Here is a 12783-nt window from a genome sequence, read left to right as displayed (position 1 = left end):
GTGGTGAAGGGTGCCGCTCCGCGATGTTCGACGAGCGCCACCCGGCGACCGGAAAGATTACCCGGCAGGAGGAATTGTTCCATACCTGCTCTCCCGGGCCTTCGGTGATGTTCACCGCATCGCAAACAGCCTCTTGAACCGGCCCGACATCACCTGACGTGCGCCGACCGCGCCGCCGGCGAACCGGAGGACGAGGCCGCGGCGCGCCGAGGCGACCACCTGGACAAGCAGGACCCGGCCCAGTCGGCCGAGGACCATGCCGCGCCGCCCCGCGAACCCCTGCGGGGCCCTGACCTCGGCGTTTCCGGTCGATCCGTCCGCGTAACGGAGCTCGGCACGCAGCGACCAGGCGGCGAGCCGGCCCGGCCGGAGCAGCTTCGCCGTGGGGAGTGTCACCGTCGCCGTCCAGCCGTCCGCCGCGGAAACCAGCGGCGCGTCGGCCGAGAGTTCGGCCGCCGAGACCCGCTCGGTGAACGCGACACGCACCGCGACGGGGCCGAGCGAGGCGACACGCCCGTACAGATCGTGGACGGTCAGGGTCAGCCGGGTCGACGCGCCGACGGTCACCGAACCGTCCACGGCCACCGGCAGCTCGGCGGGCGCGAGCTCCGCGAGACCCTCCAGGGGTACGTCGGCGGGGGCGGCGGCCAGGACCGGCGCGCCGTCCTCGGCGCGCGGGTACGGCGGGACGAGCCGGGGCCGGGGCGCGGCCAGCTCGACGAAGCGGGTGAGCTCCGGCCCCCCGGGGACGGCGGCGAGCGCCGTGAGCGCGGCGTGCAGCCAGCGGGACGGCGCCTCGGCGTCGGCGACCGCGGCGGCCTCGAACCCGGCCAGATGGGCGCGGGTGACCGTCCACCAGTCGGCCCGGTAGGCGGCGGTGCGCTGCGGCAGCTCGCGCAGGTACATGGGGAGGTCGTAGTCGAGGAACTTCGTCTGCGCGGCCCGGGCGAGCGCGGGCCGCCCCGCCGCGCGGAAGACGTCGACGACGGCGGCGTGCGCGGCGATCCGGTGCTCCCAGTTGGCCAGGGAGGCGCGGCGCAGGGAGATGGACAGGGTCGCGGCCTGCCGGCGGACGTGCCAGACGTACACGGGGACGTCGGTGACGGCGAGCCGGGGCGTGGCCGCCTGGACGCGGGCGCTGAAGACGAAGTCCTCGTAGTGGAAGGCGCCGTCGGGGAAGCGGACGGCGTGCCGGTCGAGGAAGTCGCGGCGGTAGAGCTTGTTCACGGAGAGGGTGTCGAGGACGAACTCGGGGTGCTTCCCGATCCCGTCGAGGACGGTGCCGGGGAGCGTGGCGCCCTGCTCCACGTCGTACAGGGAGGGGGCCCAGACGGTCTCCCGGCCCTCGGGGAGCTCGCGCCGCACGCAGATCCCGGCGACGACGTCCGCGCGCTGCTCGGTCGCGACGGCGAGCAGCCCGTCGACGGCGCCGGGCAGCAGCAGGTCGTCGCTGTCGAGGAAGAGGACGTACGGGTGGACGGCGGCGCCGATCCCGTCGTTGCGGGGGGTGCCGCAGCCGCCGCTGTTCTCGGTCCGGATCAGCGGCCGCACCCGCGGCTCGTCGGCGAACCCGGCGAGCACCTCGGGTGTCGTGTCCCCGGAGGCGTCGTCGACGACGACGACCTCGCCGACCGCCTCGCCCTGGGCGAGGGCGGAGCGGATGGCGTCGCCGACGTGCTCCGCGTCGTTGTACGCGATGACGACGACACTGACACGCGCGGGGGCCTGCGGCTGGGGGGTCTCACTCACCCGTGAATCCTACGTGTCCCCCGTACGGCCCATGGATGCCGGAGAGACCACGAAACCGGCCGGACACCCAGGGGTGCCCGGCCGGTGAACGCTTCGAGCGGCGGCCGGCTCGGCCTCGGGGAGGCCTCGCCGGCATCGGACGACCGCGCCGGACCCCGTCCGCCGGGCCGGCGCGCCGCCCCCGTCCGCTAGAACGGGTCGAACTCGTCGAACTCGCGCTGGGCGTCGTCCCGCTCCGCGTCGCGGTCCCGGCGGCGCTGGGCCGCGGGGCGCGGGGCTTCGAGGCGGTGGTCCTCGCCTCGGCGGCCGAGCATCTCGGCGCCGGCCATCATCGAGGGCTCCCAGTCGAAGACGACCGCGTTCTCCTCGGAGCCGATCGCGACGCCGTCGCCCGCGCGGGCCCCGGCCTTCATCAGCCGGTCCTCGACGCCGAGGCGGTTGAGGCGGTCGGCCAGGTAGCCCACGGCCTCGTCGTTGCTGAAGTCGGTCTGGCGGACCCAGCGCTCCGGCTTCTCACCGCGCACCCGGTACACGTCCTCCGCCTCGTCGTACGTGACGGTGAAGCCCGCGTCGTCGACGGCCTTCGGGCGGATGACGATACGGGTCGCCTCCTCCGCCGGCTTGGCCGCGCGCGCCTCGGCGATGACCCCGGCGAGGGCGAAGGAGAGCTCCTTGAGGCCCAGGCGGGCCACGGCGGAGACCTCGAACACCTGGTAGCCGCGCTCCTCCAGGTCCGGGCGGATCATGTCCGCCAGGTCCTGGCCGTCCGGGATGTCGACCTTGTTGAGGACGACGATGCGCGGACGGTCCTCGAGGCCGCCGTACTGCCGCAGCTCCTCCTCGATGGTGTCGAGGTCGGAGACCGGGTCACGGTCGGACTCCAGCGTCGCCGTGTCCAGGACGTGCACGAGGACCGAGCAGCGCTCGACGTGGCGCAGGAACTCCAGGCCCAGGCCGCGGCCCTGGCTGGCGCCCGGGATGAGCCCCGGCACGTCGGCGATCGTGTAGACGGTCGAACCGGCCGTGACGACGCCCAGGTTCGGCACCAGGGTGGTGAAGGGGTAGTCCGCGATCTTCGGCTTGGCGGCCGACAGGACGGAGATGAGCGAGGACTTGCCGGCGCTCGGGTAGCCGACCAGCGCCACGTCGGCGACGGTCTTCAGCTCCAGGACGATGTCCCGCGCCTCACCGGGCTCGCCGAGGAGCGCGAAGCCGGGGGCCTTGCGGCGCGCGGAGGAGAGCGCCGCGTTGCCGAGCCCGCCGCGGCCGCCCTGGCCCGCGATGAAGGTGGTGCCCTGGCCGACCAGGTCGGCGAGCACGTTGCCCTGCTTGTCGAGGATGACGGTGCCGTCGGGCACGGTCAGGACCAGGTCCTGGCCGTCCTTGCCGGAGCGGTTGTCGCCTGCGCCGGGCTGACCGTTGGTCGCCTTGCGGTGCGGGGAGTGGTGGTAGTCGAGGAGCGTGGTGATCGCCTGGTCGACGACCAGGATCACGTCGCCGCCACGGCCGCCGTTGCCTCCGTCGGGTCCGCCGAGGGGTTTGAACTTCTCCCGGTGAACGGAGGCGCAGCCGTGGCCTCCGTTACCCGCGGCGACATGCAGCTCGACGCGGTCCACGAAGGTGGTCATGGGTGTGCCTCCATTTATTACGTACGGAATGTCTATCTAGTAACACGCGAAAGGCGGACCCGCTTCCCGATACGGGAAGTGAGGTCCGCCTCCGCAAAAGAACCGATCAGGCGACCGGAACGATGTTCACGACCTTGCGGCCACGGTGGGTGCCGAACTGCACCGAACCGGCCTGCAGGGCGAACAGCGTGTCGTCGCCGCCACGGCCGACGCCGGAGCCCGGGTGGAAGTGCGTGCCACGCTGGCGGATCAGGATCTCACCGGCGTTGACGAGCTGACCGCCGAAGCGCTTCACGCCGAGCCGCTGGGCATTGGAGTCACGCCCGTTACGGGTGGACGATGCGCCCTTCTTGTGTGCCATGTCTCAGTCCCTCTTACTTCGCAGCCGCGGGGATACCGGTGACCTTGATCGCCGTGTACTGCTGGCGGTGACCCTGGCGACGGCGGTAGCCGGTCTTGTTCTTGTAGCGCAGGATGTCGATCTTGGCGCCCTTGTGGTGGTCCACGATCTCGGCCTGGACCTTGATCCCGGCCAGGACCCACGGGTCGCTGGTCACGGCGTCGCCGTCGACAACGAGCAGGGTCGAGAGCTCGACCGTGTCGCCAACCTTGGCAGTGGGAATCTTGTCAACCTCAACGATGTCGCCGACAGCAACCTTGTGCTGGCGACCACCGCTGCGCACGATGGCGTACACGCGGATCTCTCTCTCACTCGGAATCGAAACCCCTGAGGCCAGCCGCTCACACGGACCCGAGGGCCCGCGGCGTTCCGGAATCGGACGAGCGGCCTCTCCCGACGAGCGGGAGGGAAGTGCTCAGAGGTGCGACGCGTCGATAGACACGCCGACGGTCTAGGTTACGGGCGGCTACCTCGGAGGGTCAAATTCGCCCGTTCGATACGGGCCGCCCCGGGGAGGGGCGGCCCGTACCCGCCGGTCAGTCCTGGGCCGGGGCGGCGGTCTTCTCCGCCGCCTTCTTGGCCGGGGCCTTCTTGGCGGTGGTCTTCTTCGCCGCGGTCTTCTTGGTCGCCGCCGTCTTCTTGGTGGCGGCCTTCTTGGCCGTGGTCTTCTTCGCCGCGGTCTTGCGCGCCGCCGTCTTCTTGGCGGGGGCGGGCTCGGCCTCGGCGGGCGTCTCGGCGGCGTCGGCCGCGGGAGCGGCCTCGGTGCCCTCGGCCGGGGCCGTGGTCACCACGACGACGGCCGCGTCCTCGGCGCCCGAGGGCGAACCGGCGGGGGCGGTGGCCTTGCGGACCACCCGGCGACGGGCACGCGGCGGGGCGGCCACGGGGGCCTCCTCGACGGCGGGCTCGGCGACGGCCTCGACGAGCGGCGCCACGACGGGCTCCGGCTCCGGGGCGGTCTCGACGACCGGCTCGACGACGACCGGCTCGGCGGCCGGCTCCGCGGTCGAGACGACCGGGGAGGTCGCCCGGCGGGTGGCCCGGCGACGGCCGCGCGGGGCCGGGGCTGCGGTCTCCTCGACCACCGGCTCGGCGACCGGCTCGACGACGGGCTCGACGACGGCCTCGACCACCGGCTCCGGCGCCACGACGGGCTCCGGCTCGAACACGACGGACTCGGTCTCCACCACTGGCCGCGCGGCGACCGGCGGCGCGGACACCCTGCGGGACGCACGACGGCGGCCCCGACCGCGCGTGGCGGCGGCCTCCGCCTCGGCGACGGAGCCGTACAGCTCCTCGTCCGCGGCGATCGGCTCGGGCAGCGCCACCGGGGCGGCCAGCTCGGCGGCGACCTCGGCCTCGGTCTCGGTCTCGGCGGGCTCCGTGGCCTCGGCGTGCTCGTGCTCGTGCTCGTGGTCGTGCTCGGCGCCGCCGCGGCCGCGCTTCTTCGAGCGCTTGCCGCCGCCACCGCCACCGGCGGTGGTCGGCTGCTCCATGTGGACGATGACACCGCGGCCGTTGCAGTGGACGCAGGTCTCGGAGAAGGACTCCAGGAGGCCCTGGCCGACCCGCTTGCGGGTCATCTGGACCAGGCCGAGCGAGGTCACCTCGGCCACCTGGTGCTTGGTCCGGTCACGGCCCAGGCACTCCAGGAGGCGGCGCAGCACCAGGTCGCGGTTGGACTCCAGGACCATGTCGATGAAGTCGATGACGACGATGCCGCCGAGGTCGCGCAGGCGCAGCTGGCGCACGATCTCCTCGGCCGCCTCGAGGTTGTTCCTCGTCACGGTCTCTTCGAGGTTGCCGCCCTGGCCGGTGAACTTGCCGGTGTTGACGTCGACGACGATCATCGCCTCGGTCTTGTCGATCACCAGCGAGCCGCCGCTCGGCAGCCAGACCTTGCGGTCGAGCGCCTTCATGAGCTGCTCGTCGATCCGGTACGTCGCGAAGACGTCGACCTCGCTCGTCCACCTGGAGAGGCGGTCGGTCAGGTCCGGGGCGACGTGGTGCACGTACCCGTGGATGGTCTCCCACGCCTCGTCACCGCTGACGATGACCTTGGAGAAGTCCTCGTTGAAGATGTCGCGGACGACGCGGACGGTCATGTCCGGCTCGCCGTAGAGCAGCGTCGGGGCGTTGCCGCTCTTCGCCTTCTTCTGGATGTCCTCCCACTGGGCCTGCAGACGCTCGACGTCGCGGCGCAGCTCGTCCTCGCTCGCGCCCTCGGCGGCGGTGCGCACGATGACGCCCGCGTCCTCGGGGACGATCTTCTTGAGGATGGTCTTGAGACGGGCGCGCTCGGTGTCCGGGAGCTTGCGGCTGATGCCGGTCATCGAGCCCTCGGGCACGTACACGAGGTAGCGGCCCGGCAGCGAGACCTGGCTGGTCAGGCGGGCGCCCTTGTGGCCGATCGGGTCCTTCGTCACCTGGACGAGGACCGACTGGCCGGACTTGAGGGCGGACTCGATGCGGCGCGGGCCGTGGCCCATGCCGAGCGCCTCGAAGTTGACCTCACCGGCGTACAGGACGGCGTTGCGGCCCTTGCCGATGTCGACGAACGCGGCCTCCATGGACGGCAGGACGTTCTGGACCTTGCCCAGGTAGACGTTGCCGACGTACGAGGTGGCCTGCTCCTTGTTGACGTAGTGCTCGACGAGCACGTTGTCTTCCAGGACGCCGATCTGGGTGCGCTCGCCGCTCTGGCGGACGACCATGACGCGCTCGACGGCCTCGCGGCGGGCCAGGAACTCGGCCTCGGTGATGATCGGGACGCGGCGGCGGCCCTGCTCGCGGCCTTCGCGGCGGCGCTGCTTCTTGGCCTCCAGGCGGGTCGAGCCCTTGATGGACTGGACCTCGTCGGCGCCGGTGCCGGGCTCGGCCTTCTCGCGGGCCGGACGGGGCTCGCGGACCTTGACGACCGTGCGGACGCCCTCCTCGTCGGCGCCCTCGGCGTCGCCGGAGGCGTCACCGCTGCGACGGCGGCGGCGACGGCGACGGCGGGAGCTGCTGGAGCCGCCCGCGAAGCCCTCGGCCTCGTCGTGCTCGTCCTCGCCGTCCTCGGACTCCTCGGACTCGTCGGAGCGCGGCTCCTCGCCCTCCTCGGCGTCCTCGGCCTCGGTGAGCTCACCGCGACGGCGGCGACGGCCGCCCCGACGGCGACGGCGGGAGGGGCGGTCCTCGTACTCGTCCGTCTCCTCGGCCTCGTCGGCCTCGTCGATCTCGTCGGCCACGGCCTCGACCTCGGGCTCGTCGGCGACGGTGGCGGGGACGGGCTCGACGGCGACGGGCTCGCCACGGCGGCGGCGACGACGACGGGAGCCGGTCTCGCGCTCGGCGGGCTCGGGGGCCTCGACGACCTCGGCCTCGGCCTCGGCGGGCTCGACGGCCTCGATCTCCTCGACCGTCTCCTCGTCCTCCGGCTCCACCACGCCGGCGGCGGCCGCGGCGGCGGCGGTCTCCGGGGTCTGGAACATCGGCTCGGTGAAGACCGGGGCCTGGAATACGGCGACGGAGGGGCGCGCGGCACGGCGCGACTCGCGGACCGGGGCCGGCTCGGAGGTGAACTGCGGGGAGGTCGCGCGGCGGCGGCCGCGGCCACGGGTGGCGGCGGTCTCGGCGGCGGTGACCTCGGCCTCGTCGGCGGCGATCTGCGCGACGGCGGCCGTGGGGAGCGCCTCGCCGGTGGCGACGGGCTCGGCCACGGGCTCGGCCACGGGCTCGGGCGAGGTGACCTTGCGGGTGGCACGGCGGCGGGTACGCGGGGCGGGCGCGGCGGCCTCCTCCGCGACCTCGGCGGCCGGGGCGGCAGCGGCGGCCGGAGCGGTGGCGACCACCGGTTCGGCGGCCGGAGCCTCGGCGGCCGCGGTCTCCGCGGTCTCGGAGGCGGCGGCCACCGCGCCGGCCGGGGCGGTGGCCTTACGGGTGGCGCGGCGGCGGGCGCGGGCCGGCGGGGCGGCCTCGGGGGCCTCCTCCACGACTGCCTCGGCGACCGGCTCCGCGACGGGCGCGGTCTCGGTCCCGGCGGGCTCCTCGGCGACGACCGGGGAGGTCACCGGCGAGGTGGCCTTGCGGGTGGCACGGCGGCGCGGGCGGGCGGGGGCGGCCTCGGAGGCCTCCTCGACGGCCTCGGGCGCGGCGGTCTCCGCGACCGGCTCCGGGCTCTCCGCCACGGGGGCGGCCTCCGCCGCCGGCGCGGTGGCCTTGCGGGTGGCCCGGCGGCGGGTGCGCGGCGCGGGGGCGGCCTCGGCCTCGGCCGGGGCGGCCTCCACGGCCGGCGTGTCGACGGCCGGGGCCTCCGCGGTCGCGGTGGCCTCGGCGGCCGTGCCCGTCACCGGCGGACCGGCGGGGCGGGAAGCGGCGCGGCGCCTGCGGCGCGGCGGCAGCTTGTCACCGGGGGCGTTGGTGTCTTCGTTGGACTCGAGCATGCGGGGTTCTCCCGTCACGCTCCCGGGCGCCGCGTCTGGTTCCGGTCCGGCGGCACGGTCGCGCCTGGGACGCGGTGCCGCCGTCCGGGGCGCGGGCGCCGCACGGGAGCTCTATGTCTGGCTCGCCGGTTCCGTACGCCCTTGTGCGGACGGCCTGGCGAAAGTCTCCTGGTCAGTGCGCTGCCCGACCCAGGTGGCTCCCGAGTACGAGGGCTGCGCTACAACGACCGCTCCTTACGCGGTGCCGTCACTCGGCGCCGTCGCTGAGGCGGTCGCGGCGGCCGTGGTAGATGCGGCCGTGACTGCCTCGCGGTCGGGCGCGAGCGGGTCGGTCACCGTGCCGGACTCCTCGTCGAAGAGCCCCTGCGCCAGCCGGGTCACCGCTGCGGGGACCGGCGGCGCCAGGTCGGCCACAGCTCGGAGACCGGACAGGACGTCGTCGGGTCGCACGGCAGGTGTCACGTGCCGAACAACCAGCCGCAGTATCGCACAGGCGCTGTCCAGCGGCCTATCACCCTGGGGATCACCCTGGGGAGGGGTCGCCGTCAGCTCGGTGACCGCGGAGCGGGCGTCGAAGGTGCGGACGCCGTTCTTGGTCTTGCGCTGTACTTCCACGGTCTCGGCCGCGAGAAACGTCTCGGTGGCCTTCGCGGCCTCCTCGACGGTGACGCCTTCGAGGCGCAGCTCCCACACGGATGCGGTGAGCCGGTCGGCGAGACCCGAGGTGCGGGCCTCGACGGCGTCGGTGATGTCGAGGCCTGCCGGGAGGGACTCGTCGAGCAGGGCTCGCAGGGTCTCCGGGTCGCGCGTCGCGGTGAGGGCGATCTCCAGGTACTCGGCCTCGGAGCCCGTACCCGTCGGGGCGGCGTTGGCGTACGACACCTTGGGGTGCGGGGTGAAGCCGGCCGAGTACGCCATGGGCACCTCGGCACGGCGCAGAGCACGCTCGAAGGCGCGCTGGAAGTCACGGTGGCTGGTGAACCGGAGGCGGCCGCGCTTGGTGTAGCGCAGTCGGATGCGCTGCACCGCCGGTGCGGGCGGCGGGCCTTCGGGCTGTCGCTTGCCCAGTGGTTCTTCTCCTCGGTGCGGGGCGGCGCGGGTGGCGCCGTCCACGGGATGTACGGGTCGCCCTGGGGGTCCCGCCCGGTTCACCCCCGCTTTCGCAGGGAGATCTCGGGGGCGGGCGCCGCGCCGGGGACGTTCGTTGTACTACCCAGAGTACGCGCCCGGGCCACGTCCGGTTCCCCGGGCCGGTCCGTCCGGGCTCCGCCGACCAGGGCACGCCAGGTGTCCCGGCGGGCCTGCCGCACGGCGGCGCGGGCCGAGGCGAGCGCTTCGCGGGCCGCCCGGCCCGCTCCGGCGAGCGTCTCCCTCGCCACGCGGCCCGCCGTGACGGCGGCGCGGCGGGCCGGGGCCCAGACGGCATCGCGGATCCAGTGGCCGACGGGTGTGCAGACGCTCCGCCAGAACCAGGACAGAGGCCGCCCCACCAGGGTCCACGCCGCCCACCGCACCGCGCGTCCGACGGCCCGCGACACGAATCCGGCGACGCGCCAGCAGACGGCGAGCGCGTCCCGGATCTCGCGCGCGACCGGCACGAGGACCCGGTTCCAGAGCCATCCGAGGGGGACGGCGATCCCGTACCGGACGAGCGGTACGAGCCCATACCGCCAGAGGCCCACCCACGGCCACACGAACACGGCCCTGGCCAGCCATCCCGCGCCGACGGCGAGGCCGCGCCCGAGCCGGGGCAGCAACCAGCCGAGGCCCTGGCCGACCGGGTTCAGCACGTACCGGTCGAACCAGAGGACCGGAACGACGACGCCGTACCGGAGCAGCGGCACCAGGACGTACCGGAGGAGCGCGGCGACCGGTACGAACACGCCCTTCTCCAGGAGGAAGAGGAGCCCGGTGCCGAGCGGGGCGAGAACCCGGCGGTACAGCCAGACGGTGGGCGCGGCGACGCCGTACCGGCAGACCGGCACGACCACGTACCGCCAGAGGCCTGCCCACGGCCACACGAACACGGCCCTGGCCAGCCATCCGGTCCCGGTCGCCAGGCCTCGTCCCAGCCGGGGCAGGAGCCACCCGAGTCCCGTCCCCAGCGCGGCGAGGGCCCGGACCAGGCCTCGGCCGGTCGGGCGCAGCACCGTGCGGTGGAGCCAGCCGGCCGGCACGGCGATCCCGTACCGGGCGACGGGCACGAGCAGGTACCGCCAGAGCCCCACCCAGGGCCATACGAAGAGGGCGTTCCAGAGGAAGCGGCCGACGACCGCGAGCCCCCGGCCCGCCGGGGCGAGCACGGACCGGTACAGCCATCGCGCGGGACGGGCCACCAGGTGGTGGAAGAGCTGTCCGAGGCCCCTCCCCACCGCGACGAGCAACCAGGTGAGGCCGCGGCCCGCCGGGCGGAGGACCGTGCGGTCGAGGAGGTGGGCCGTGGCCGTGAGGACATCCCAGACCATGCGGATCGGGAGGACCACGACCAGCACGACGATCCGGATCGGGACGCGGATCAGCGCGGGCGGCGGCGGATTCTCCATGCTCATGCCGGAAATGACGCGACGGCCCGGCGGAGGGTTTCCCCTCACGCCGGGCCGTCGCCGGAGTGTTACCCGATCGGGCCTACTTCACGACCGACAGCGGCAGCAGCTTCTTGCCGGTGGGGCCGATCTGGATCTGGGTGTCCATCTGCGGGCAGACGCCGCAGTCGAAGCACGGGGTCCAGCGGCAGTCCTCGACCTCGGTCTCGTCGAGGGAGTCCTGCCAGTCCTCCCAGAGCCAGTCCTTGTCGAGACCGGAGTCCAGGTGGTCCCAGGGCAGGACCTCCTCGTAGGTGCGCTCGCGGGTCGTGTACCAGGCGACGTCCACGCCGAACCCGGGGAGCGTCTTCTCCGCGCACGCCATCCAGCGGTCGTACGAGAAGTGCTCACGCCAGCCGTCGAAGCGGCCGCCGTCCTCGTACACCGCGCGGATGACCGCGCCGATGCGGCGGTCGCCGCGCGAGAGGAGGCCCTCGACGATGCCGGGCTTGCCGTCGTGGTAGCGGAAGCCGATCGAGCGGCCGTACTTCTTGTCGCCGCGGATCTTGTCGCGGAGCTTGCGCAGCCGCTCGTCCGTCTCCTCGGCCGACAGCTGCGGGGCCCACTGGAAGGGGGTGTGCGGCTTGGGGACGAAGCCACCGATGGAGACGGTGCAGCGGATGTCGTTCTGGCCGGAGACCTTGCGGCCCTCGGCGATCACGTTCATCGCCATGTCGGCGATCTGGAGGACGTCGTCGTCGGTCTCCGTCGGCAGGCCGCACATGAAGTAAAGCTTCACCTGGCGCCAGCCGTTGCCGTACGCGGTGGAGACGGTCCGGATGAGGTCCTCCTCCGAGACCATCTTGTTGATGACCTTGCGCATGCGCTCCGAGCCGCCCTCGGGGGCGAAGGTGAGGCCGGAGCGACGACCGTTCCTGGTCAGCTCGTTGGCCAGGTCCACGTTGAACGCGTCGACGCGGGTGGAGGGGAGGGACAGACCGACCTTGTCCTCCGTGTACCGGTCGGCGAGGCCCTTGGCGATGTCACCGATCTCGGTGTGGTCCGCCGAGGAGAGGGAGAGGAGGCCGACCTCCTCGAAGCCCGTCGCCTTGAGACCCTTCTCGACCATCTCGCCGATGCCGGTGATGCTTCGCTCCCGCACGGGGCGCGTGATCATGCCGGCCTGGCAGAAACGGCAGCCGCGGGTGCAGCCGCGGAAGATCTCGACGGACATGCGCTCGTGGACGGTCTCCGCGAGCGGCACGAGGGGCTGCTTGGGGTACGGCCACTCGTCGAGGTCCATGACGGTGTGCTTGGAGACGCGCCACGGCACACCGGACCTGTTGGGCACGACACGGCCGATGCGGCCGTCCGGCAGGTACTCGACGTCGTAGAAGCGCGGGACGTACACCGAGCCCGTCTTCGCGAGGCGGAAGAGGACCTCCTCGCGGCCGCCCGGCCGGCCCTCGGCCTTCCAGGCCCGGATGATCTCGGTCATGTCGAGGACGGCCTGCTCGCCGTCGCCGATGATCGCCGCGTCGATGAACTCCGCGATCGGCTCGGGGTTGAAGGCCGCGTGGCCGCCCGCGAGCACGATCGGGTGGTCGACGGTCCGGTCCTTCGCCTCCAGCGGGATGCCGGCCAGGTCGAGGGCGGTGAGCATGTTCGTGTAGCCGAGCTCCGTGGAGAAGCTCAGGCCGAAGACGTCGAAGGCGCCGACGGGCCGGTGGCTGTCGACGGTGAACTGCGGGACCTTGTGCTCCCGCATCAGCTCCTCGAGGTCCGGCCAGACGCTGTAGGTGCGCTCGGCGAGGACGCCCTCACGCTCGTTCAGCACCTCGTAGAGGATCATGACGCCCTGGTTGGGCAGACCGACCTCGTACGCGTCCGGGTACATCAGCGCCCAGCGGACATCGGCGGACTCCCACGGCTTCACCGTGGAGTTCAGCTCTCCACCGACGTACTGAATCGGCTTCTGCACGTGCGGGAGCAGAGCTTCGAGCTGCGGGAAGACAGACTCGGCAGCAGACATCTCGAACCTTCGTGAGCTGGCAGGGGGC

The 12783-nt window shown here is 73.2% G+C and carries 8 protein-coding genes; all 8 read right to left on the bottom strand.

Annotated features, from left to right (window positions below; all coding sequences use genetic code 11):
- Positions 1–111: 111 nt before the first annotated feature.
- A complete protein-coding gene (locus ACRRSS_RS05385; protein ID WP_435970059.1) occupies positions 112–1749 on the bottom strand; it encodes a glycosyltransferase in 1638 nt (545 codons plus the stop codon).
- A gap of 188 nt (positions 1750–1937) precedes the next feature.
- Positions 1938–3377 carry a GTPase ObgE gene (gene obgE / locus ACRRSS_RS05380; RefSeq protein WP_435970058.1) on the bottom strand — a complete coding sequence of 480 codons (1440 nt, stop codon included), beginning with the start codon at positions 3375–3377 and terminating at the stop codon, positions 1938–1940.
- A gap of 106 nt (positions 3378–3483) precedes the next feature.
- A complete protein-coding gene (gene rpmA, locus ACRRSS_RS05375) occupies positions 3484–3738 on the bottom strand; it encodes a 50S ribosomal protein L27 (RefSeq protein ID WP_056558961.1) in 255 nt (84 codons plus the stop codon).
- Between the two features lie 13 nt (positions 3739–3751).
- A complete protein-coding gene (rplU, locus tag ACRRSS_RS05370; RefSeq protein ID WP_056558958.1) occupies positions 3752–4072 on the bottom strand; it encodes a 50S ribosomal protein L21 in 321 nt (106 codons plus the stop codon).
- Between the two features lie 241 nt (positions 4073–4313).
- Positions 4314–8201, bottom strand: a complete 3888-nt coding sequence (locus tag ACRRSS_RS05365) for an Rne/Rng family ribonuclease (RefSeq protein ID WP_435970057.1) — start codon at positions 8199–8201, stop codon at positions 4314–4316.
- A 234-nt stretch (positions 8202–8435) separates the two neighbouring features.
- The gene (locus tag ACRRSS_RS05360) at positions 8436–9227 is read right to left on the bottom strand and encodes a TIGR03936 family radical SAM-associated protein (protein ID WP_435975257.1); all 792 of its coding nucleotides are present in this window, start codon (positions 9225–9227) and stop codon (positions 8436–8438) included.
- A 122-nt stretch (positions 9228–9349) separates the two neighbouring features.
- Positions 9350–10750, bottom strand: coding sequence for a hypothetical protein (locus ACRRSS_RS05355; protein WP_435970056.1), 1401 nt, complete (start codon positions 10748–10750; stop codon positions 9350–9352).
- Between the two features lie 76 nt (positions 10751–10826).
- On the bottom strand, positions 10827–12755 hold the full coding sequence (locus ACRRSS_RS05350; protein WP_435970055.1) for a TIGR03960 family B12-binding radical SAM protein: 1929 nt from the start codon (positions 12753–12755) through the stop codon (positions 10827–10829).
- Between the last annotated feature and the right edge of the window lie 28 nt (positions 12756–12783).

Source organism: Streptomyces sp. Qhu_M48, assembly GCF_051305195.1.
GTDB lineage: Bacteria > Actinomycetota > Actinomycetes > Streptomycetales > Streptomycetaceae > Streptomyces.
Note: the sequence above shows the minus strand (reverse complement) of the source record. Positions and strands in the feature narration are given on the sequence as shown.